Annotated in this window: 20 protein-coding genes; 17 read left to right on the top strand and 3 right to left on the bottom strand. The window is 36.8% G+C overall.

All coding sequences use genetic code 11. The features are described from left to right. The first annotated feature begins 109 nt into the window (after positions 1–109). From FVA69_RS11710 to FVA69_RS11680, 7 genes are all read left to right on the top strand, one after another. On the top strand, positions 110–712 hold the full coding sequence (locus FVA69_RS11710) for a Slp family lipoprotein (RefSeq protein ID WP_004910718.1): 603 nt from the start codon (positions 110–112) through the stop codon (positions 710–712). A gap of 431 nt (positions 713–1,143) precedes the next feature. After that, the gene (gene fadD, locus FVA69_RS11705) at positions 1,144–2,832 is read left to right on the top strand and encodes a long-chain-fatty-acid--CoA ligase FadD (RefSeq protein WP_004910720.1); all 1,689 of its coding nucleotides are present in this window, start codon (positions 1,144–1,146) and stop codon (positions 2,830–2,832) included. A gap of 84 nt (positions 2,833–2,916) precedes the next feature. Next, a complete protein-coding gene (rnd, locus tag FVA69_RS11700; RefSeq protein ID WP_004910722.1) occupies positions 2,917–4,038 on the top strand; it encodes a ribonuclease D in 1,122 nt (373 codons plus the stop codon). A gap of 399 nt (positions 4,039–4,437) precedes the next feature. Then, entirely contained in the window at positions 4,438–5,181 is a 744-nt protein-coding gene (locus FVA69_RS11695; protein ID WP_164528885.1) for a Slam-dependent surface lipoprotein, read from the top strand. An 87-nt stretch (positions 5,182–5,268) separates the two neighbouring features. Next, on the top strand, positions 5,269–6,681 hold the full coding sequence (locus FVA69_RS11690; protein WP_164528884.1) for a surface lipoprotein assembly modifier: 1,413 nt from the start codon (positions 5,269–5,271) through the stop codon (positions 6,679–6,681). A gap of 18 nt (positions 6,682–6,699) precedes the next feature. Next, entirely contained in the window at positions 6,700–9,711 is a 3,012-nt protein-coding gene (locus tag FVA69_RS11685; protein WP_117161950.1) for a TonB-dependent receptor domain-containing protein, read from the top strand. Positions 9,712–9,778: 67 nt separating this feature from the next. Next, the gene (locus FVA69_RS11680; protein WP_110731912.1) at positions 9,779–10,549 is read left to right on the top strand and encodes a TonB family protein; all 771 of its coding nucleotides are present in this window, start codon (positions 9,779–9,781) and stop codon (positions 10,547–10,549) included. A 153-nt stretch (positions 10,550–10,702) separates the two neighbouring features. On the opposite strand, the gene minE is transcribed toward FVA69_RS11680, so the two are convergent. The 3 genes from minE to minC are packed head-to-tail and all read right to left on the bottom strand — an operon-like array spanning position 10,703 to position 12,531. Next, positions 10,703–10,987 carry a cell division topological specificity factor MinE gene (gene minE, locus FVA69_RS11675; protein ID WP_004910733.1) on the bottom strand — a complete coding sequence of 95 codons (285 nt, stop codon included), beginning with the start codon at positions 10,985–10,987 and terminating at the stop codon, positions 10,703–10,705. Positions 10,988–10,990: 3 nt separating this feature from the next. Beyond that, positions 10,991–11,806, bottom strand: coding sequence for a septum site-determining protein MinD (gene minD, locus FVA69_RS11670; protein WP_117161948.1), 816 nt, complete (start codon positions 11,804–11,806; stop codon positions 10,991–10,993). A 23-nt stretch (positions 11,807–11,829) separates the two neighbouring features. Next, the gene (gene minC / locus FVA69_RS11665; protein ID WP_004910735.1) at positions 11,830–12,531 is read right to left on the bottom strand and encodes a septum site-determining protein MinC; all 702 of its coding nucleotides are present in this window, start codon (positions 12,529–12,531) and stop codon (positions 11,830–11,832) included. 129 nt (positions 12,532–12,660) lie between these two features. Between minC and FVA69_RS11660 the strand changes: the two genes are divergently transcribed. The 10 genes from FVA69_RS11660 (at position 12,661) to FVA69_RS11615 (ending at position 22,713) form a co-directional block, all read left to right on the top strand. Next, complete coding sequence (locus FVA69_RS11660) at positions 12,661–12,930, top strand: YcgL domain-containing protein (protein WP_004910736.1); 270 nt, start codon at positions 12,661–12,663, stop codon at positions 12,928–12,930. Between the two features lie 48 nt (positions 12,931–12,978). Next, positions 12,979–14,067, top strand: coding sequence for a lytic murein transglycosylase (locus tag FVA69_RS11655; RefSeq protein WP_004910737.1), 1,089 nt, complete (start codon positions 12,979–12,981; stop codon positions 14,065–14,067). A gap of 19 nt (positions 14,068–14,086) precedes the next feature. Continuing rightward, entirely contained in the window at positions 14,087–14,743 is a 657-nt protein-coding gene (locus tag FVA69_RS11650; RefSeq protein ID WP_004910738.1) for a fumarylacetoacetate hydrolase family protein, read from the top strand. Positions 14,744–14,763: 20 nt separating this feature from the next. Continuing rightward, complete coding sequence (locus FVA69_RS11645; protein ID WP_004910740.1) at positions 14,764–15,204, top strand: YcgN family cysteine cluster protein; 441 nt, start codon at positions 14,764–14,766, stop codon at positions 15,202–15,204. A gap of 467 nt (positions 15,205–15,671) precedes the next feature. After that, a complete protein-coding gene (locus FVA69_RS11640) occupies positions 15,672–15,881 on the top strand; it encodes a hypothetical protein (RefSeq protein WP_004910742.1) in 210 nt (69 codons plus the stop codon). Between the two features lie 91 nt (positions 15,882–15,972). Further along, positions 15,973–16,206 carry a putative hemolysin gene (locus FVA69_RS11635; RefSeq protein ID WP_109913289.1) on the top strand — a complete coding sequence of 78 codons (234 nt, stop codon included), beginning with the start codon at positions 15,973–15,975 and terminating at the stop codon, positions 16,204–16,206. Positions 16,207–17,810: 1,604 nt separating this feature from the next. Further along, the gene (locus FVA69_RS11630; protein ID WP_004910744.1) at positions 17,811–18,389 is read left to right on the top strand and encodes a fimbrial protein; all 579 of its coding nucleotides are present in this window, start codon (positions 17,811–17,813) and stop codon (positions 18,387–18,389) included. 110 nt (positions 18,390–18,499) lie between these two features. Continuing rightward, a complete protein-coding gene (locus FVA69_RS11625; protein ID WP_102140365.1) occupies positions 18,500–19,201 on the top strand; it encodes a fimbrial biogenesis chaperone in 702 nt (233 codons plus the stop codon). 9 nt (positions 19,202–19,210) lie between these two features. Continuing rightward, entirely contained in the window at positions 19,211–21,691 is a 2,481-nt protein-coding gene (locus tag FVA69_RS11620) for a fimbria/pilus outer membrane usher protein (protein WP_164528883.1), read from the top strand. Then, entirely contained in the window at positions 21,682–22,713 is a 1,032-nt protein-coding gene (locus FVA69_RS11615; RefSeq protein WP_164528882.1) for a fimbrial protein, read from the top strand. The genes FVA69_RS11620 and FVA69_RS11615 overlap by 10 nt, the downstream gene beginning before the upstream one ends. Positions 22,714–22,731 lie beyond the last annotated feature (18 nt).

Genomic DNA, 22,731 nt, shown 5'->3' with positions numbered 1-22,731 from the left:
GGTGTAATAGAATTCTTATGGCTACTTTTAACATATCGTGTTTTGTTTGCTAAATGCTATTTAAAACTGTATTACCTGAATTTATAATGTCGCTAATCGGAGGTGGTCTATGAACATTGAATTAAACTGCCGTAATGCACTTAAAGGCCTTTTTGTTGCAAGCATATTAGCACTGACAGGGTGTGTTTCGATACCTGCTTCAATTCAAGGTTCGGTGCAAAACCCAACAGATAACTTAACATCCGTACAAAATGCTCCTGAAATGTATATTGGGCAGGAGGCACGTTTTGGCGGGAAAGTGCTTGCAGTTAAAAATGAAACAGCAAGAACACGTTTAGAAATTGCGGTGATGGCATTAAATAAATATGATGCTGCGCCAGAACTCAATTCCCCTTCTATTGGGCGTATTTATGCGTACCTAAATGGTTTTCGTGAACCAAGTGATTTTACTAACCGTTATATTACTGTGGTGGGGAAAATCACTGGGGAGCAACAAGGAAAAGTAGGGCAAGTTCCTTATAAGTATGTCACGTTAGATGTAACAGGTTTCCAACGCTGGAATGTTGCACAAAGTGTCATGCTTCCGCCATCTGGCCCGTGGGGCTATGGTTATTATGGTGACCCGTATTTTTATAACCACCCGTGGGGCTATGGTTATGGATACGGTTATCCTGGAGGCCCAGTACCCGTACAAACGTATCTAACAGAATAATGATTATCTTTCTTTATTTAAAAGCCCTGCTTATAGCGGGGCTTTTTTGTTGATATAGAAAAGATTATCTAAATAAGCGCTAACAGATGAAAGTGCGTAATAAAAACATTAACTAAAATTTAGTTTCAATAAAAATGACTTTAGTTAACGTAATAGGTTAAATCCTTTCTTAAGTGACTAGATAAGCTCTCCAAAAACAACGTAACATCATGTATAATTACGCAATCTTGTACAGATTTATATCTGTTTAACTAATTTAAGACAAACAAGGCGGCTTAGTCCGCCTTGTTTTTTCTTGAAGGAACAAAATTTATTTAGTGATAGACCTCTCAACCTTGACATTGTCTGTTTTTCAAACTGGTACGCTGAGTTAATAATTTGTTAAAAGAGATGTTGAGTATAATAACTTCACTAAATTCAGGAGTAACATTTTGGAAAAAATCTGGCTAAAAAATTACCCTGCTGATGTGCCGGAAGAAATCAATCCTGATAGCTTCGCTTCTCTAGCAGAGTTACTTGAAAATGCGGTTTCTCAATTTGCCGACCAACCTGCTTTCATTAACATGGGGGCGGTGATGACTTATCGGAAACTTGAAGAGAGAAGTCGCGCTTTTGCTGCCTACTTACAAAATGGACTTGGCCTTAAAAAAGGGGATCGTGTCGCATTAATGATGCCAAACCTATTACAATATCCGATTGCTTTATTTGGGATATTACGAGCAGGGATGGTTGTAGTAAATGTTAATCCACTCTATACCCCAAGAGAGTTAGAGCATCAATTGAATGATAGCGGTGCAACAGCGATTGTTATTGTATCGAATTTTGCGCATACACTGGAAAAAATTGTTTTCAATACCAAAGTGAAACACGTCATTTTAACGCGTATGGGTGACCAACTTTCACGTCCTAAAGCCACAATCGTTGATTTTGTAGTTAAGTATGTCAAACGCTTAGTCCCTAAATATAATTTACCAGACGCCATTTCCTTTCGCCGCGCTATGCATTATGGCTATCGTATGCAGTACATTAAGCCTAACATTACCGGTGATGACTTGGCCTTTTTGCAATATACCGGTGGAACAACCGGTGTTGCTAAAGGGGCGATGTTAACTCATCGCAACATGTTAGCAAATATTGAGCAAGCAAGAGCGGCTTACGGGCCTGTACTGAAATTTGGGGCTGAATTTGTTGTCACTGCTTTACCGCTGTATCACGTTTTCGCTTTGACAGTTAACTGCTTACTATTTATTACGGTGGGGGGAGTTAACTTATTGATTACCAACCCTAGAGATGTACCTGACACCGTAAAACAACTAGGACGTTATCCCGTTACGTCAATTACTGGTGTTAACACGTTATTTAATGCGTGGCTGCATAATGAAGAGTTCAAAAAGTTGGATTTTTCACGTTTACGCCTTTCAGTTGGAGGCGGAATGCCCGTTCAAAAAGCCGTTGCAGAAAAATGGCAGAAGCTGACAGGGAAACATTTACTCGAGGGGTATGGGTTAACAGAATGTGCACCACTAGTAACGGGTAATCCTTATAATTTAACCAGTTATAGTGGAAGCATTGGTTTACCTGTTCCGTCAACAGATGTTAAATTCCTTGATGACGACGGCAACGAAGTCGCTATTGGTGAGCCTGGCGAAATGTGGGTAAAAGGTCCACAAGTCATGAAAGGGTATTGGAACCGGCCTGATTCTACCGCGGACACGATAGTGGATGGTTGGTTAGCGACGGGGGATATCGCAGAAATAGATAGCGAAGGTTATATTCGTATTGTTGATCGCAAAAAAGATATGATCATCGTTTCAGGTTTTAACGTTTATCCAAATGAAATTGAAGATGTTATTTCGGCACATCCAGACGTTATAGAATGTGCCGCAATTGGCGTACCAAGTGAAAGTACGGGTGAAGCGGTTAAAGTTTTCGTTGTAACGAAAAATGCGAATTTAACGGGTGATGAGCTAAAAACCTTTTGCCGTCGTTCATTAACCGCGTATAAAGTACCTAAGATATTTGAATTTCGTGATGAATTACCAAAATCTAATGTGGGTAAAATTTTGCGTAAAGACCTACGTGATGAAGAAAAATTGCAAAGAGAAAAATCACCAGTATGATTGTGGTTTAGTCTTAAACAAAGAATAGATGACGCCGGTTTTAACCGGCGTCATTGTGATGAAAATAAAAAAGAGAAACTTGTTTTGAATTATCGTTTAGTAACTACAGATAGTGAATTAGCCCAAGTATGCCAAGAGGCTAGTAATGCACCATGGCTCGCTTTGGATACCGAGTTTGTTCGTACCCGAACATATTACCCACAACTAGGTTTGCTACAGCTATATGATGGAAAGCAAGTTTCGTTAATTGACCCATTATTAATCACGGATTTTAGCCCATTTAAAGCACTTTTAACCAACCCAGAGCAACTAAAATTTTTACATGCGGGGAGTGAAGACCTCGAAGTGTTTATGCATGATTTCGATTGTGTACCTGAGCCGATGATCGACACACAAGTTGTGGCTGCATTTTTAGGTTACCCAATTTCTTGTGGTTTTGCGTCATTGGTTGCTGAACATTTAGGCATTGAGCTCGACAAAAGTGAATCACGGACAGACTGGCTCGCGCGTCCGCTAAGCGAAAAACAGTGTGATTATGCAGCGGCGGATGTACTTTATTTGCTACCATTAGCTGAAATTTTAATGGGAAAAGTGACTGAAGCAGGCTATTTGGAAGATGCAAAAGATGAGTGCCAACGTGTTGTGGCTCGTCGGCAAAAAACACTAAAGCCAGAAAAAGCCTACATGAATATCCATAATGCGTGGCAACTACGTGATGAACAGCTTGCTTGCCTACAATTATTAGCACAATGGCGTTTAAACCAAGCTAAAGCACGTGATATGGCGGTTAATTTTGTAGTGAAAGAAGAGCACCTGTGGAAAGTAGCCCGCTATTTACCAGGCTCTCTTGGTGAACTCGATGCACTTGGTTTAACGGGGCAAGAAATTCGTTGCCATGGTAAGCGTTTATTAGCGATTGTCGAACAAGCAAAACAACTTGATGAAAGCCAATACCCAACACCGGTGGCGAATATTACTGAACAGAGCCAATACAAAAGCGTGTTTAAAGAAATTAAAGCAGTGGTTAAAGATATTGCTGAAAACGAAAAATTTAATGCAGAATTATTGGCCTCTAGACGGCAAATTAACCAATTACTGTCTATTCATTGGGGGTTAAAGTCTTCAGCTACACCTCCTGAGCTATTGGCTGGTTGGCGAGGGCGATTACTCGCTGAGCCCATAGCAAAGCTCTTAGCAAGCGTATAGCATATTATGAGGTACAAGAAGAGTACTTCTTGTATCTCATTTAAATAACCTAGTTTACTTTCTCCACCTGTATTTCATTTCTATTTATTGTTTGTCAATATATTTATTCTACTTTTATCCAATAATTGTAATTACTCTTAAAAATATAATTAATTCTTAATGAAAACCCTAATAAATAAAATTAGATACTATAGGGTTTTTAATTAACCACTTAAAAAATAAAAGATTATTTTTTCTTATTGCCTAATAATAAAAAATTGAATTATATCCCCCTCATTTGTAAATAAAAATCATTTGCATATACTCAATCTCGAACATTAAAGGAAAGAATAAACTTTTATTTAATGTGTCTTTGTAAAAAAATACCTAATTCAAACTTCTATTGAAAAGGACGTGCAAATGAAGAAATTATCATTAATTACAGTTGCAGTATCTTTCTCTATATTTTCTGTTGGTGTTATGGCAGAAACGGTATCAAATCAGAGTTTAAATTATAATGATGGCCTAACAAATATTATTGTCGATAAAACTCAATCAACCATGGGGCCACACGGGGGGAGTATCGGTGCACCGGGAATTGGTTCTCGCTTTATGAAGGAAGGCAAAACCAAATCATTTTCTGGCTTAAAATGTATGGTAACACAAAAGCCAGACAATGTTTATGTTTTGGAAAGTGGCGGTAGCCAGCACGGTGGCATGGGCAAGTTCCAATTTAGTCAAGTTGCAGATGCCGAGGTATATTTTGGTGATTGGTCACAAACTGGCTTAGCCGATGATGCAATGCACACGGTTTATTTCTCCGGTGCGAATGCAACAACAGAAGTCCCAACCAGTGGCCAAGCGACTTATACTATAGCAGGCATTAACCAATTCGCAGGTGAAGCAAAACAGACGGGTTGGTTTAATGCTGATTTTACGGATAAATCATATACAGGTGCATTAGAAGGAACGAATAGCCACTCCATGATGGGCTCCATTGAAGAAGATGGTAAATTTATCGGTGCTGCCATTGCTAATGGAACAGATCATGGTGAGAGTATGGGACAACTCTTTGGGGAGAATGCTGAACAAGTGGCAGGTATTCTTTTCTATGAGAGTAATCGTGAGCTAGACACGGCATTTGGTGGGCAGAGAGACGAATAATTACTGAAAATATAATTGGATAAAAAAAGTAGGCAAAAGGAAATTTGTCTACTTTTTTATTTGTATCATTAAAATGGTAATCTTAATATGTTTATTTTTAATAAAAAAACAAATTTAATATATATAATTTTATTATTATTTTTTTCTCCACGCTCAGCACAGGCAGTTCAAGATATAAAAGAGGAGATTACTAATGGTCTAAATGGTTATAGTAACAAAAAATATCAGTCAGAAATAAATAATATAAAATATAGTAAAAAAAATATCGACGAACTTGGCTTTATTCTTTATGATCTAATTCAGAAGAGGCATTTTGATGCAATAAATAAAATTATTGATAATTATGTTAGTCATAAAGACCATGATAAAGAGTTGGTTAAATATATTCACTCTGAAAAGGCGATATTAAATGATGAATATGATTTGGCAATTAGGTTATATAATGAAATTTTAATTCACAAGCCTAATATGCTTTTGGTTGAGTTAAAACTTGCACGAGCACTAACTTATGTTAAACATTATGAGGCAGCATTGTCGATATATCAGAATATAAAAACAAAACATAGCGGGGGAATATCAAGTAAGTTAGCTGAATATATTGAAAATAAAATAATATATTTAGAGAATAAAAATCGCTGGCAAGGAATGGTTAAGCTAGGTTCAAGTTATGATTTTAATTTAAATGAAGCATCAAATAGCCGTGAAATGTACTGTTTTCGTAGTAAATGTATGAATAGCAGCAATCAGTCTATCGCAGGTGGAAAATGGCATTATTATATTAAATCAACAAAGCGGTTTCCTCTCGTGGGTAACCATTCAGGGCTATTATCATTCGGTGCGTTTGGGTTAGAACCGATGAAAACAGTCACGGCTAGAAAAATAAATATATTTGTTAGCGGGGGTTATCAATTTGAGAATGCGAATACAAAAATCGGCATGTTGCCCATATTTGAAGCCAAATGGCATGATAACCAATATTATAATTTAAGCCTAGGAGGAAAAATAGCAACAGAATATACGTTAAATCATCGAGTAACTATTTTAGGTGATTTTGAATATAAAAATAAAACGTATCCTCATGAGTATAGTTTTAATGATGGTGATAAATGGATCTATTCACTATTTGGGACCTATTTAGTTGATTCTCAGTTAGTCGCTTTTGGGGGAATACATGGAGCCAATCGGGAAAAACAACGCAATAGTGATAGTTATTCACAGTATGGGATTAGAGCCGGTTTTTTAAAGGTCACCGAACTGTGTGATTTACTTGTTGCGGTAGGTTACAAGCAAACAAATTTCGAACAGTTTGATGTGTATTTAAATGTAAAAAGAAAAGATCAAAATAGATATTTAAATGCCCAAGTAACATTTGATAAAAATAAAATATTAACCTTTACACCTTCTATTTATTTTAATAGCCAAGTGAATAAAAGCACGGCAGATATTATTTATTCTTTTAAGCAAAGTGAAGTCGGTGTCAATTTCACCAAGAAATTTTAATTTTCACCGGAACAGATAATGAAAATCAAAACAGTGATAGCCATTAATATCGTGACAGGGTTATCTATTAGCAGTATTGCAAGTTTAGTCTACGCCCAACAAAGCGAAAACATCGGCTCTATTGTGGTAAATGATAAAGCGACCACTATCAAAGAGCGTGATAGAAAAGGGGCGGACGACCAATATGATAAAGACGAATCAAACATTTATATTAGTAAAGAAGAAATTGATCGTTATAAAGGCACTAACCCCGCAGACACCATTAACCATGCAGTAGGGGTATATAGTGGTGACGCCCGTAATAGCGGGGCGATAGACCCCAATGTACGAGGGATACAGGGGCAAGGGCGTGTTCCGGTGACTGTGGATGGCACAGAACAGGCTATCACTGTGTGGCGTGGCTATAACGGGGCGAATAACCGCAATTATATCGACCCGAATATGATTAGCAGTATTAAAGTAATGAAAAGCGCAACGCTAGACCGTAATGTGCGTACATCGACAGGCGGTGGAGTGGCGATAACCACCATTGGTATTGACGATGTTATGGATAAAAATGACAAATTTGGTTTTGATATTAAATTAGAAACATCGAGTAACTCTACAAAGCCGCGGATTAACCATTTAAACCACGGTATAGATTATCGTGATGATAAGCGCCTATTGAGTACGTTAGACATGCAGAAGTTTCGTGGAATTTATTTTCAAGATCACGAAATGCTTGTTGATGCTCGTAGTAAAGGTAACGCCAATTTCTTTAATCTGCAAGATAACGCAGCACGCATTGCCGTTGGAACACGGCAAGAAAAGTTTGATTTGATGCTGGCATACAGCTACCGCAACCAAGGCAACTATTTTGCAGGGCGCCGTGGGGCGGATAAATTTTATGATGATATTATTACCTATGACCCTAATAACACAAATAAGGCGATAGACCCCTATATACCCTTTGTAGCCAGAATTTACGGGCCAAATACAGAGGTGGCGAATACCTCGAATGAAATGTCGACGTTGTTGACTAAATTAAATTTGATGTTACCGAATGCGCAAGATTTATCTCTGGGTTATATGCGTACAGTGAGTCATTATGGCGAAATTATGCCATCACAAATTCGTTATCATGATCTTGAGGGGAAAATTCCGCAATGGCCTTTGGCTTACTTGGCGCTAAATACTTTTTACGCCAATTATTCGTTCAAACCTGAGTCCATTGGTTGGATTGATTTTCGCTTAGGTTATTGGTTGACAAAAACTAATTTAAACTCAAATACCGCAGGTGGCCAGCCTAGGGAACCAATGGAAAGAGATTGGAATTATGAATTTGGTCGAGATAAAAATGTGGCTAAAAACCCTGCCATTAATGGCACCTTAGTTGATGGCATTAAATTAAACCAACTTAACGATCGCTATGGTGTTTCATTATCCAATAAGTTTCAAATTACACCTGAATTTAAAGTGACTTTAATGGGAAGCTTAATTGATGAAACCATTGGTAGTCGTGAAGATATTTTTAATTCGGATTCTAGCCCCAAGGGGAACATGTTCCGTGCTATCCCAAGGGAAGGTAAGCGTCGGGAATATAATGGTACTATTCGGTTTGATTGGCAGCCTACTGATTGGTTAAGCCTGAATGCGGGGGCTCAATATATTAGCTATTGGTCAAGGGATTTATTAAAAGAGAGACGCATTGCGGCCAAAGATGTAAATTATGCGCCCTATAGCCATATAACCGCTCGAAACTATAGGTTATCCCGTTTATTAAGTGCAGAAGAATACCAAACAATACAGCAGTATGTTGATGATAAAGGGAATACATACGAAGATATAAAAGAAAAACTTTATAATCAGAGAATTTTTATCGAAAAAGCACTAAAAATGAAAGCTAATTCATTAAGTGATGCTAGCTATCGAGAGGATATAAATAGAAAAAAATTTGAGTTTAGAATTACAGAAAGAAACAATATAGTGAAATGGAAGGTCGATGAAAATAACCGGTTTATACGCAAAAATAACCCATTCTATAATGGCGAGATTGATTTAAAAGAAGAAATAATAGATCCCGTAACAGGTTTAAAAGCGAAAAAATATCGATTGGGATCGCTTAGTAATAAAAAAACAGATGAAGTTATGTTCACAGATGACCAAAAATTTAAAGCGCCAAAAAGAAATGAAGAATCGGCTTGGGCGCCAGCGTTAGGAGCAACTATTTACCTAACAGAGAACGACCGAATATTTGGGCGTTATTTAGAGACCGTTAGAATGCCAAGTATCTTTGAAGACACTATTGGTTTTTCAGGGGGACGTGAAGCAAACTATGTGCCACCGGTTTATTTGCCAGAACGTAGCCATACAATAGAACTGGGATATGTGCGTAATTTCCAAGAACTGGTTGCGGCAGAAAATCATGCTGACTTACGTATAAATTACTACAACACCGTAGTCACAAATGCCTTTGATAGGAACGACAGGTTAGTCTTTACGCAGGTTGATAAACATAACACAGCTGGTTTGGAACTATTGGCACGTTATGATAATGGCTGGGTATTTGGTGACTTAGGGGTAGATTACCGCTTAAAAAATGAAGTTTGTGATGAAGTCTCATTGATGGTGATGGACCCCTATAATAAATTTGGGGGCTCAGAGTGTACAACAGCTGGGTTCCCCGGCGGCTATTTACGTACTCAATTGCAACCCAAATACAGTATTCATGCCAACCTAGGTTTACGTTTCTTAGATGAAAGCTTGGAAGTGGGTAGCCGTATGCGTTATCACAGTAAAGCAAAAAATGAGGATGAGGCGGAAATGATAGATAAATATCCATTCTCATATGCACCATTAAATAATAGCCCAATGAGCTGGAATGCGGTTTTTACTGCTGATGCTTATGTTAATTACCAGTTTAATAAAGACCTATCGTTTGAATTATTAGCTACAAATTTATTTGATGAATATTATATTGATCCTCTAACCCGCAGTATGATGCCGGCACCGGGTAGAACTATACGCTTCAATGTAACAAGTCGCTTCTAAAAGGGATTCCCCTTCGTTGATGTAGTTATGTTTTGGCATTAGCGAAGGGGCTATTAGGGATATTAAAATGCTTACTCTACGTTTTAATTTTGCTGTTATGGTTTCGCTATTATTTCATTTTGGTATCGTTTTTTATTGCTTAAGTGCTGAAAAAACACGTCACGCACAAATTTATACGCCAATAAAGGCGGCGATTATCTCTATTGCATTGACGCAAAATGTAATTGAAAAGCAAATAAGTGATGTCACATTAAATAATAAACTAACTGGCGGTTTACTTTCTGAACCGCAACAAAATGAAAATGCGGTAATCAAAGTTGCTAATAAAAAAAGTACGCATAGTGATGAAAATAAAGTTTCGGATGTACAGAAAAAAGTTATCGAGAAAAAAGAACAAAAACAACCAAATAAAAAAGTGATTAAGCGGAAAGAACAACAACAAAATAAAAAAAACGATGATGTAAAACAAGAACAGCAAGCTGGCCAAAATAGTACTTTATCAAATGCCGCAGGGGAACAGGGTGCGCAAAATACGAGGGCAGTAGGGGATAATATAAGTGCGAATTATCAATCTTATATTGATAAATTACGTAGAGAAATAGAGCGCCATAAACGTTACCCAAGAAAAGCGAGAAATACCCATATTCAAGGAAAGGTTCTGGTGAATTTTACGCTTACGTCATCGGGAGAGATAACAAGGGTGAGTATTGCTAAGTCTTCTATGCATACACAACTCGACCAAGCTGCGTTGACGGCTATAGCAAAGAGTCGCCCTGTTGGCATACCACCAGAGGGTTTAAAAAAACAGATAACATTGTCAATTGAATTCGAGTTATAAATTGCCTAATAGCGGTGGGCTTTCAACCTGAATAGCTGTTTGAAATTAGCGCCCGAGGGTAGTTCTTAATTTATTGTTTTATATTAATAAGATAAAAGCAAGCCGCGACCTATTGAATTAATCCTAAAATTAGACAGCGGCTTTCTTTGCAAATTACTTTTCTTCTGTTGTTGTTTTTATTTCGTCACCTTCAGGTAGAGTAACGTTTAGTTCAAGAACAGAAATATCATCCCCTTTTTGCTCAAATTGCACTGATAACATCTCAGGGTCAACTTGGACATACTTACAGATAACCTGCAAAATATCTCTTTTCATATCTGCAAGATATGGGGGCTCGCTATCACCACGGCGGCGTTCTGCAACGATGATTTGTAATCGCTCTTTTGCGATATTCGCTGTCGTTTTTTTTCTCGACAGAAAGAAATCCAATAAAGCCATTATTTATCCCCCAAATAGGCGTTTTAAGAAACCTTTTTTCTCTTCTTCAATGAAACGGATAGGGCGATCTTCACCTAAAATACGAGCAACACAATCATCATAGGCTTGGCCTGCATCAGATTCTGTATCCAAAATGACCGGTTCACCTTGGTTAGAAGAGCGCAGTACAGATTGGTCTTCAGGAATAACACCAATCAAAGGAATACATAAGATTTCCAGAACATCTTCCATGCTTAGCATATCGCCACGGGTTACACGGCCAGGGTTATAGCGTGTTAATAATAAGTGTTCCTTAATGGGGTCTTCACCTTTTTCTGCGCGACGTGATTTTGATGCTAAAATACCCAAAATACGGTCAGAGTCACGGACAGAAGACACTTCCGGGTTGGTAGTGATAATGGCTTCATCAGCAAAATAGAGTGCCATTAAAGCGCCACTTTCAATACCTGCTGGGGAGTCACAAACAATAAAGTCAAAACCAAGATCATCGCTTAATTCATCAAGAATTTTTCCTACCCCTTCACGCGTTAATGCGTCTTTATCGCGTGTTTGCGAAGCAGGTAAAATGAATAAATTTTCGGTGCGCTTATCTTTGATTAAAGCCTGATTCAGGGTTGCATCACCTTGGATAACGTTTACGAAGTCATAGACTACTCGACGTTCACACCCCATGATGAGGTCAAGGTTACGTAGGCCGATATCAAAATCGATCACCACCGTTTTATTCCCTTTTTGTGCCAGGCCAGTAGCTATGGCCGCGCTTGAAGTGGTTTTACCAACGCCACCTTTACCTGAAGTCACTACAATTATGCGTGCCATGAATAATTCCTTGTAAATAAGGTCTAATTTAAATATTCGATATTAAGTTTGTTATCAACTAAACAAAGTTTAGCTGCTTTGGCGAGAAATTCAGCAGGGATTTGATCGCTCAGCCAATATTCACCTGCAATGGAGACCAGCTCAGCTTGCAAATGAGTACAATAAATCTGACTTTCAATATCGCCGGAGGCCCCTGCTAATGCACGGCCTCGCATCACGCCATAAATATGGATATTACCATCTGCTAATAGTTCTGCACCTGCACTAACATTACTTGTGACGATCAGATCACTATTTGGTGCATAAATACGTTGTCCAGAGCGAACAGGGGTATTGATAATACGAGTTTTACGATATAAAGGCTCAGTTTGAACTGTAGCAGCCTGAGGCTCAGGCTGAATCTCAACAGGTTTTTGACTTTTACCTTCGCTTAATATCGGTAAACCAGCATCGTTTGCTTTTTGTCGCATTTGCGGGTTAGTACACCCACTAACCCCAACAATACGTAATCCCGCAGATATAACAGAACGATGAATGCTCTGTAAATCTACATTTGGGGATAATTCAGCAATGTTAATCACGACAGGAGCATTTTTAAAGAAATCAGGAGCTTGATTTACTTTATCTTGCAGCGCTTTTTTGATGAGTTTAGGCTCTTCACTGTATAAGTGAATAACTGAAAGAGTAAAACTGCTGCCTTTAAGTTCTATTGGCGATTGTGGCATCTATCCAGACTCAGCAAATTAAAATTTCCGAAACAATCCTCGGGTGAAGATATTCTGTAAAACAATAGCATGTTATAGTTACTATATACTTCAAGCAAGCTAATGAACTAAGAAAAAGAGTTAAATATAATGATTTGTGCAATTTATAGAAGCCCTAAACGTGACCAAACTTATCTTTATATTGAGAAGAAAGATGATTTTTCACGTGTTCCTGATGAATTATTAGCCCAATTTGGTACACCTCAATTTGCTATGCTTGTCTCATTAGATAAGCGTGAAAAGCTCGCCAATGCTGACTTGGCAAAGGTTAAATCTGACCTCTTAGAAGTTGGTTATTACTTACAATTCCCACCTCCGGTGGAAAATTTGCTTTCAGAACACAAAGAACTGAATAACTAGAGCAAATTAAGAAAATCCTGAAAAGCAATGACAGTCTGGAGGAGACAAATGAAACCAACGTTATTATATACATTAGTCGCTGGTTTGTTTTTAACAAGTTGCTCTGCAACTCATAACGAATCAATTGTTACTCAACCGATTACAGCAGAACAAAATGCGGCTATAGCGCAAGAAGTCGTTGCTTTAGATAAAGCATTTCCTATTGAACAACGTGAACCATCACAATTTCCTGCTTATGTGGAATTACTGAAAGAACATGCTATTGAACAGGGGATTAAGCCTGCCACCATTGAACGTGCTTTTGCTAATATCCATTTTATTGAGCGTGTAGTGAAAGCAGATAAAGGCCAACCAGAGAAAAGGGCGACGGTTACGTTAGCAAGCTATTTAAAAAACGTATTACCACAATCGCGTATCAATGCAGGCTATGACAAATATTTAGAAAACAGATCCACTCTAGATGCTATAAGTGATAAATATGGCGTTCCACCTCAGTTTATTGTTTCATTATGGGGATTAGAAAGTGGTTTTGGGCGCTCACAGGGTAAAGAAGATGTTATCTCGGCACTCGCGACATTATCTTTTGAAGGACGAAGAGAAGCGCTTTTTAGCAAACAACTTTTAGCTGCGCTTGAGATAATGGATAAAGGTTATATCCCAGAAGATCAACAGCTCAAAGGTTCATGGGCTGGAGCGATGGGCCAGAGTCAATTTATGCCAACCTCTTATTTGTCTTATGCAGCAGATGGTGATGGTGATGGTAAAATGGACATTTGGAATAATAAATCTGATGTTTTTGCATCCATCGCTAATTATTTATCAACAGAAGGTTGGCAAGCTAAATTACCATGGGGTTACCAAGTTAACTTACCTGTAGATTTTAATAAAACGTTGGAAGGTGTAAAAGCAGAACAAGGAAGATCTGTTAGTGAATGGCAAGAACTAGGTGTTACATTACCTGCATTCGCTCAGTTACCTTCAGGCGTAAAAACGTGGGTGGTTATTCCGGATGACCCTGAAGGCAGGACATTTTTAGTGACCGAAAATTTTCGAACCATTATGCATTGGAACCGCTCGTATTATTTTGCATTGAGTGTATGCATGATGGCAGATGGTATCGCTAATAAAATACAATAACGATAATAGGAGTACTATTATGTATCAACATCGTGACTGGCAAGGTGCGTTACTGGATTTCCCTGCAAATAAAGTTGTTTGTGTTGGTAGTAATTATGCAAAGCATATAAAAGAAATGGGGTCTGCTATACCGGAAGAACCTGTTATTTTTATTAAACCAGAAACTGCCTTGTGTGATATTACTCAATCAATTGTTATTCCAAAAGATTTTGGTGCTGTTCATCATGAAATTGAAATGGCAATCTTAATTGGTATGCCATTAAAAAATGCAGATGAAGATCGTGTATCACGTTCTATCGCCGGTTATGCAGTTGCATTAGATTTAACCTTACGTGATTTGCAGGCTAAATTTAAAAAAGCAGGTCAGCCATGGGAAAAAAGCAAATCATTTGATGGTTCATGTCCAATTTCTGGCTTTATTCCTATTAGTAACCCAAATGACTTACAAAATGTTCAGCTTTCTCTGGAAATAAATGGTGAAGTTCGCCAAGAGGGCTCAACGCGTGATATGATCACGCCAATTTTACCTCTGATTAGCTATATGTCCCGCTTTTTCACATTACGTGCAGGGGATGTCATCTTAACGGGTACACCTGAAGGTGTTGGCCCATTAGCTTCTGGTGATATGCTAAAATTATCAATTAATGATCACTCGCTGACTACACGGGTTATTTAAGTATAGGATTAAAAAGTATTATGTCGCAGTTCTGGCAATTTAAAACTTTAGATGAAATGACGGATGAAGAATGGGAATCTCTCTGTGATGGTTGCGGGCAATGCTGCTTACACAAATTAATGGATGAAGATACAGATGAAATCTATTTTACTAATGTCGCTTGCAATCAGCTAAATCTAAAAACTTGCCAGTGTAAGCATTATGAAGACCGCTTCAGTTATGAAACGGATTGTATAAAACTTAATCGCTATAACTTAGAAACATTTGGATGGCTGCCAAGCACTTGTGCTTACCGTTTGTTATTAGAAGGGAAGCCTCTCCCGGCCTGGCACCCATTAAAAACCGGCTCTAAAGCGGCAATGCATAATGAAGGCGTGTCTGTTCGCCATATCGCGGTCAGAGAAATTGATGTGGTGGATTGGGAAGAACACATTATGAATAGGCCGATGGGTAGGGGGTAGTAGTAACCCTCTATGATACAGTAAGTTATTATGGAAATATCACTTTCAACTGTAGGCTTATTTGCCATTCTAAATATTGCTATTTTACCGGCAATAATTTCTTTTTTTGAAAAATTTAGCCAAGTTGCATCGATGATGATTTATTCATTTTAATTGGTGCATTATAGTGTGTTAAATGAAAGTAAATAATAATCACACTACTACAAGGTGTGATTATTTATTCTATTAGTTATAGAAGTTTTCAATAAATATTCAATATTGCCTTCTAGTTATTAGCCTTATCAGTCTTAAAATTTTAACTGCATGAAAATCTATCTTTAAAACCAACCTCTCACAATTTTTTATGTTATATCTTAAAACCATAATATTTTTATTTGAGGAAAAATGATGATTTGTGACCTCTCATTTTGCTTTTCTCAAGATACTTAGCTAATCTATTTCTTGTAAGAGTAACATGGAGGATGGAAATGAAAACATTTGGTGTGGTACTCACAATTATAGGTCTCATTACCGCGATTATTTCTTACAATATGGATGTAAGTATTCCTATCGTTTATGGTGAGAGTGTGAAGGATTCAGGGCTGGCATTTGATAGGCAGAATTATATTATTGGCAGTTTGCTAATTGCCTTTTTTGGCATTTTGATTGTCCTTTTTGACAACAAAAGGCGTAAGTAAAATGGCTTTTATTTATTAATAAAATCAGTTTATATTCGTCTCATTCCATAATAATAAATGAACGTTCCAAATTAACTAAAGAATATTTCTTATGAAGAAAACACTTATGTTAGTGAGTTTTGCTGCTATTTCCGGATGTGTTTCCAATACAACCGCAATTGAGTCAAAAGCGGTAGGCATGGCCAACCCTGCTTCGGTGTATTGTGAACAAATTGGTGGGAAATTAGAAATTAAGAGAACAGAGCAAGGGCAACTCGGGTACTGTATCTTGCCCTCAGGTGAGAAAATAGAAGAGTGGGCTCTATACCGTCAGAACGAACATTAACCAATTATTCACTTCTTGATTACTGCTACAGCGAAAACTTAGTGAAGATTTTGCTGTAGTTCCAATCTAACAGTTCCAATCCAATAATATTTCTATTTTGCATTAATTATTTCTTGAAATTAGCCGATATTACTACTAGTTGTCAGCGTATTTTTGTCATTTGATCAACTAAATAGCGATGTAATAACAGGACTAATACTTATTAAGCTCATCATAAGGGGGGAGGCAATATTTTGATAGCTTCATATAGATTTAGTAAGGATGACCTCATCTGTTTATGGCAAATTATTGATATAAAATATTTTTATCCACTAATGTCTCATAACCGGTAATTTGTTGTACTAAAATAGAAACAGCTACCTTATGTTATGTAATTGCTAAATAAATTAGTCTTATTAGAGTGATTGATTTGCCAAAAAGACGTTAAACTGTCTGCTAGTGGATAAGTAATAGAGTAAAACATCATCTTTTAGCGATGGCTTTTTGGATTTGGTCACACTTTAACACACGCAATGAGTTATTTAGGAATATTCTTAATGTTAAAAATTGATGCATAGATCACATTTCCATGGGGTGTTCGTTTTAAGAAAACATCATTATTTTCATTAGGTTATAAAGCAAGAAAATTGATATAACACAGTTTATAGTTTGTACAATTAATCGGGGTTTCTTATCCTATATCAAAAATAATGATAATTTTTTTTAACATAGCTTCGGCTAAATAATTTGGTATTCTGGTTTTTACTACAAGATCAAGTTGAATGAATAAAGGATTATATTGCGATTTTATCGCTATTTCCTTTATCATTTTTATTTCCCTCATTCCATTTATTTTTTAATTTTGATTAAAATCGACATTTACCTCGTAAAAATTCACATTTTTAAACTTTAATAACGACCAAAGCAGACTGTTAATATAAAAGAACGCCTATACACCCATAGTGTGTTAATTTGATATTCAAGCATAATAATTCGAAATTTAATATTTGTAATTGACGGGTATTACATATCTTCACAGATTAATAAATATTAATTATATTAATGTTTGAGCCTTTATGTGATATTCATTATTAGATTAATATTGTGGATATTTTGCGACAGAAAGTATCAAAATGTGAATTAAAATATGTATTCAATCCAATTATAACGATTTTTGTATTTTATAATAATTTTCATTTTTTAGTTTGGTTGAATTAAAATAAGATAATACAAAATTAATAGATATTAAAATCTAAATATTAAGCTTTGTACGAGTAAATTAGTGGAATCAGCACATCAAAATGCTCAATCAATAGGTTTGTTTTAATAGTCTTTACCTATCAAAAAATTAATAAGTGATGAAAAAAACGATTTAATAAAATTTAAGTTATTATGTATCCTCTCTTCGAAATCATATAGAGCATATGATTATAAATTCTAAATAGGACTAATTAAGAAAGATATTTATTTGCATTAGTAAAAATGGTTTAAAAATGAAACATAAATGACTAACTGTATTCAATATGCGGTGGAGTTTTTATTTTTCTTTATTTACCAATAAATTAAATAAAAACTTAATAAGTTCTTTAAATGTAAGAATAAAAATCTCATATTAGGAAATGAAAATGAAGAAAGTACTACTGACCGCTGTTGCTACAACAATCATCGGCTTATCAACAGCTAATGCAGCAAATAAAGTTGGCGGTGGCCAAGTTAACTTTAACGGTAAAGTAACTGATGTTTCTTGTACTGTTTCTGTTGACGGTCAAGGTAGCGATGCAAGCGTATACTTAGCACCAATTTCATTGGAAGAAATTCAAGCAGGTGGTAAAGGTACATTATTAAAACCAAAAACATTTGCAATTGATGTGACTAACTGTTCAGCAACATCAGTTGGCGGCAACGCTAAAACGATCGGTGTGGTGTGGACTGGTGGTAACTTATTAAGTGGTAGCGAAAAATTAGGTTATTTAGCGAATACTGATTCTACTGGTGCGAAGAATATCCAATTTGTCTTATCGGCTGATGATGCTAAAAAATTCATCGTACCAGGCGGCGACAATCAACAACCATCCGAACTTATTACCCAAATTGACCAAGGTTCACGTTTCCAATATTACGTAGGTTATATCACCGATAAACCAACAGAAGTTACTGCAGGTGAAGTTAAAAGCTACGCAACTTACGAAATCACTTATCAATAAGAATAGGTTGGTTGTTTTAAGTTAGTGTTATTAGACGTTGTAGTAAAACACTAATGGATATTATTGCAATAAGCGGTAGAACACTGCCGCTTTTATGTTTTGAGGTTTAAATGAAAGCTATCGTATTAGCATGTTGCTTTATCTTCAGTATTAATTCGTTTGCTAACAATATAATTGTTAATGGTACGAGGTTTATTTACCCTGGAGATGAGAAAGAGATCACCGTACAACTTTCAAATACAGCAGAACGTCCTGCGGTTGCTCAAGCTTGGCTTGATACAGGTAATGCATCAGAAACACCTGATACGATAAAAACCCCATTTCAAATTACTCCTCCTGTTTCTCGAGTAGAAGCAAAGGGTGGTCAAAATTTACGCATAAAGTTAATGGATAAAGGGCAAATTCCCCAAGATAGGGAAAGTTTATGGTGGCTTAATATTCTAGATATTCCGCCTACTGTAAAAGGCAAAGATGGGGAAATGCAGAATGTTTTACAGCTAGCAATTCGTTCTCGTTTTAAGTTTTTTTACCGGCCTGTTGGGCTAGGTAGCCGAGAATTAGCTCCTGAACAGTTAGTTATCAAAACAAATGGTAAGAATATTGTTATTGAAAATCCAACACCTTTTTATATTACGGTCACAAAAATATCCACCGATGGAAAGGTTGGCCTTACAGATAAAACTGTTTTAATAGAACCCAAAAATCAAACATTAGTTGAATTAAAGCAGGCAATTAAGTCTGGCAGTAAGGTTGTTGTTAACAATATTAATGACTATGGTTCAGATGTTGCGGTGACTCTAACTGCAAAATAGGAATATATAATGAAACAGCGAGAGTTAAACAATAAATATAGCAATACACTCTCTGTAGTCTGCTTTATTACGTCATGGATTGTTCCCGTATTCCATGCCTCAGCTGAAGAAGAAACCTATGAATTCAATAGTGGCTTTATTATGGGAAGTAAAGACAACGTTGATTTAGACCGTTTTAATGCGACAGGGATTAGTCCAGGAAAGTATTCAGTTGATGTATATACGAATAATGATTGGAAAGGGCGTTACGAACTTAATTTTGAAGAACAAAAAAATAAACAATTAGGGGGTTGTTATACCCGAGAGTTACTTTCAAACTTAGGTATTGATACTGAAAAATTTAATCCATCAATTGATAAAAACAGTGCTACTTGTCTGCCGTTGGATGAGTGGAACAGCGACAAAGAAGTTAAAGATATATTTCATACGTCGACACTACGTTTAGATATTTCTGTACCGCAAATTTACGAACAAAAAATTTCTCGGGGTTATGTTTCTTCGCAATTTTGGGAAACAGGAATTCCTGCATTAAATATTGGCTATATGGCTAATTACTATGATAGCCATATCAGTGGAAACCAAGGTTCAAATAGCTCTAGCGCCTATTTAGGCGTTAATGCTGGCTTAAGTTATGATGGTTGGCTATTGAAACATATAGGGAATTTGGGTTGGCAACGTTCTACAGGTTCTGAATGGAATAGCAATCAAACTTATCTGCAAAGGCCCATTGCCGCACTAAAATCAAAAGCGACTATTGGGCAGTTTTATACGGATGGTAATTTATTCGATAGTATTGGCTTAAGAGGGGCTAAGCTAACAACGGATGACAATATGTATCCAGATGGGATGACAACTTATGCGCCTGAAATTCGGGGGATCGCTCAAAGTAATGCCTTAGTGACGATTCGGCAAAATGGCAATATTATTTATCAAACAACCGTGTCTCCTGGGCCATTTAGTTTGAATGATGTTTACCCATCGGGTTATGGTAATGATTTGAATGTTACAGTAAAAGAGGCTGATGGTAGCGAGACTAATTTTAGTGTGCCGTATTCTTCGTTAGCACAATTATTACGTCCAGGGTTTACGCGTTACCAAATAGCGGGCGGTAAATCTGATTCTGAAAATTTAAGAAATCGTCCTTTTGTTATGCAAGCGACTCTTCAGCATGGGATTAATAATACATTTACCCTTTATGGTGGGGTCACTGCTTTTGATGATTACCAAGCTTATTTGTTAGGAAGTGGTATTAATACTGGGATTGGTGCGGTTGCAATTGATGTAACGCAATCTCGCATTGTATTTAATCATCGTACAGATTATGGGCAAAGTTATCGTTTTACATTTAATAAGTTATTCACTGAAACAGACACTAATCTTGTGTTAGCAGCATATCGATATTCAACGAAAGATTATTACAATATTAATAATGCACTTTATGCTATTGATAACGATAAACGTGGCGTTGTCGATACATTAGGGCGTGAAAAAAATGGTTTCAGTTACACTATTAACCAAAATTTACCTGAAGGTTACGGTGGAATTTATTTCATGGGGCGTATTTCAAGTTATTGGGATAAGTCAGGAACAGAAAAACAATATCAACTAAGTTACAACAATAGCATCAATCGCCTTTCATATGGTTTGTCATTTATGAGGGTATATACACAAAATAGCCATGATAAAAAAGATGACAGGCTCGGTGTGAACTTGAGCATTCCTCTTTATTGGGGAGAGAATCAGGTGTCCACCTTAACGTCTAATACTACATTTAATAATGAAAAGTTCGGAAGTAGCCAAATAGGTACCAGTGGTACGTTTGACCGTGATAATAATTGGACATACGGAATCAATACCTCAGTTGCAAATGGTGGTGCGAAAAATATCGGTCTTAATACTAGCTACCGTACATCGTCGGTCAATACAAATGCGAATTACAGCCAAGGTGAAGGTTATCGCCAATATGGTGTAGGCGCAAATGGGTCATTAGTTTTGCACTCCGGTGGAATAACGCTAACGCCGAATAATGCAACCACAATTGCATTGATTGAGGCGAAAGACGCAGAAGGTGCATCAGTGGTAGGGGCGATGGGGACGACAATTGATAGTCATGGTTATGCTATTGCGCCTTATGTAAGAGCTTATCGCACTAATAAAATCGAAATTGACCCGAAAGGCAGTTCTGAAGATATTATTTTTGAAAATATGTCATCACAGATAGTTCCTTATGAAGGTAGTGTCGTTAAGGTTAAATTTGGTACTAAGATTGAAAAAAATGTGGTTTATAACGTTAAAAGATCTAATAACAAACCACTACCATTTGGCGCTAATGTGACAGACCAAAAAGGTGAGGCAATCGGTATTGTTGGGCAAGGTGGTATGGTGTTCATTAGCAGTGAAATTGCAACTAATGCCATTATTACGTGGGATAAAGGTCAATGTACATTCTCATTAGCTGCAGGAAATAGTAAGGAAGTTCTATGTCAATAAAAAATCAATGGTTTTGGTATATTGGGGTAGGGTTACTATTTACCGCAAATGGCGTATCTGCAAATAATGGGCGCCCTGGATACATCTATATGAATAGTTGCGAAAGAACAAGTCAGCCGGCATATAGAGTAGATATGAGACTTGGAAAAATTGTTGTAGATCCTAACCTTCCGGTTGGGAGTGTAATTAAAACACAAGATTATTCAATGAATACTAACCAAACCTACCTCTGGTGTCGTGGAAAGGTGAATATTGAGGCTGAAGTGGTCATGCCTGATTTACGCGATATTGGTGGGAAAGTTTACCAAACGAATGTTGAAGGTATTGGTTTAAAATTCCACCGCTCATCGGGTCGGCAGCATTCTATGACTTACCCAAGTACTTTTCCTACAAATGTGGGATATTATAGTACCCCAATGTCATTAAATGATTCTACTTTTACGCTAAGTATAATAAAAACGGCTAAATATACAGGAACCGGAACACTAGCAAGTGGTATTTATACCACTTATGGATATAAACCTAATAACAGTCCAATCTTAGTTAGTTATTTAGATGCAAATGCTATTACTATCGTTTCTCCATCCTGCCAAGTGACAAGTGGTGAAAATCAAAATGTAATGTTAGACCCTATAAAACGAGTTCAATTAACAGCGAGAGACCAACCTGCAGGTGAAAAAGATTTTACCATAAAGTTGAAATGTAGTGGCGGTACTAGTTTTACGGGTAAGACTAATATTGATGTTACTTTTAGCGGGATAAAAGCGACAGGGACTCAAGTAAACGGTGTTTTAGCAAACCAAAGTACCTATAGCCCAGCAAAAGGAATTGGTGTTCAAGTTATAGAACGAAAAGATAAAAGCCCAATCAATTTTGGCCGCCCATATCGTGTAGCATCATTAAATAATAATGATACAAAAGATATCGATATAGAACTTACCGCTCGTTATTTTCAATATGAAGACAGAACTTCACCCGGTGAAGTTTATGCTCAAATGCGCTTTGATATTACATATGATTAATTATTAAAAGTATTTTAT

Source organism: Providencia sp. PROV004, from assembly GCF_011045615.1.
GTDB classification, from domain to species: domain Bacteria; phylum Pseudomonadota; class Gammaproteobacteria; order Enterobacterales; family Enterobacteriaceae; genus Providencia; species Providencia rettgeri.
This window is presented reverse-complemented; position numbering and strand designations above follow the sequence as displayed.

Coding starts and splice junctions, on each gene's coding strand:
- FVA69_RS11660 (WP_004910736.1), top strand. CDS start 12,661: ATGATTTGTGCAATTTATAGAAGCCCTAAACGTGACCAAACTTATCTT.
- FVA69_RS11625 (WP_102140365.1), top strand. CDS start 18,500: ATGAAAGCTATCGTATTAGCATGTTGCTTTATCTTCAGTATTAATTCG.
- FVA69_RS11630 (WP_004910744.1), top strand. CDS start 17,811: ATGAAGAAAGTACTACTGACCGCTGTTGCTACAACAATCATCGGCTTA.
- FVA69_RS11645 (WP_004910740.1), top strand. CDS start 14,764: ATGTCGCAGTTCTGGCAATTTAAAACTTTAGATGAAATGACGGATGAA.
- FVA69_RS11685 (WP_117161950.1), top strand. CDS start 6,700: ATGAAAATCAAAACAGTGATAGCCATTAATATCGTGACAGGGTTATCT.
- FVA69_RS11695 (WP_164528885.1), top strand. CDS start 4,438: ATGAAGAAATTATCATTAATTACAGTTGCAGTATCTTTCTCTATATTT.
- FVA69_RS11640 (WP_004910742.1), top strand. CDS start 15,672: ATGAAAACATTTGGTGTGGTACTCACAATTATAGGTCTCATTACCGCG.
- FVA69_RS11680 (WP_110731912.1), top strand. CDS start 9,779: ATGCTTACTCTACGTTTTAATTTTGCTGTTATGGTTTCGCTATTATTT.
- FVA69_RS11710 (WP_004910718.1), top strand. CDS start 110: ATGAACATTGAATTAAACTGCCGTAATGCACTTAAAGGCCTTTTTGTT.
- FVA69_RS11690 (WP_164528884.1), top strand. CDS start 5,269: ATGTTTATTTTTAATAAAAAAACAAATTTAATATATATAATTTTATTA.
- minD (WP_117161948.1), bottom strand. CDS start 11,806: ATGGCACGCATAATTGTAGTGACTTCAGGTAAAGGTGGCGTTGGTAAA.
- FVA69_RS11615 (WP_164528882.1), top strand. CDS start 21,682: ATGTCAATAAAAAATCAATGGTTTTGGTATATTGGGGTAGGGTTACTA.
- minC (WP_004910735.1), bottom strand. CDS start 12,531: ATGCCACAATCGCCAATAGAACTTAAAGGCAGCAGTTTTACTCTTTCA.
- FVA69_RS11635 (WP_109913289.1), top strand. CDS start 15,973: ATGAAGAAAACACTTATGTTAGTGAGTTTTGCTGCTATTTCCGGATGT.
- FVA69_RS11655 (WP_004910737.1), top strand. CDS start 12,979: ATGAAACCAACGTTATTATATACATTAGTCGCTGGTTTGTTTTTAACA.
- FVA69_RS11650 (WP_004910738.1), top strand. CDS start 14,087: ATGTATCAACATCGTGACTGGCAAGGTGCGTTACTGGATTTCCCTGCA.
- minE (WP_004910733.1), bottom strand. CDS start 10,987: ATGGCTTTATTGGATTTCTTTCTGTCGAGAAAAAAAACGACAGCGAAT.
- FVA69_RS11620 (WP_164528883.1), top strand. CDS start 19,211: ATGAAACAGCGAGAGTTAAACAATAAATATAGCAATACACTCTCTGTA.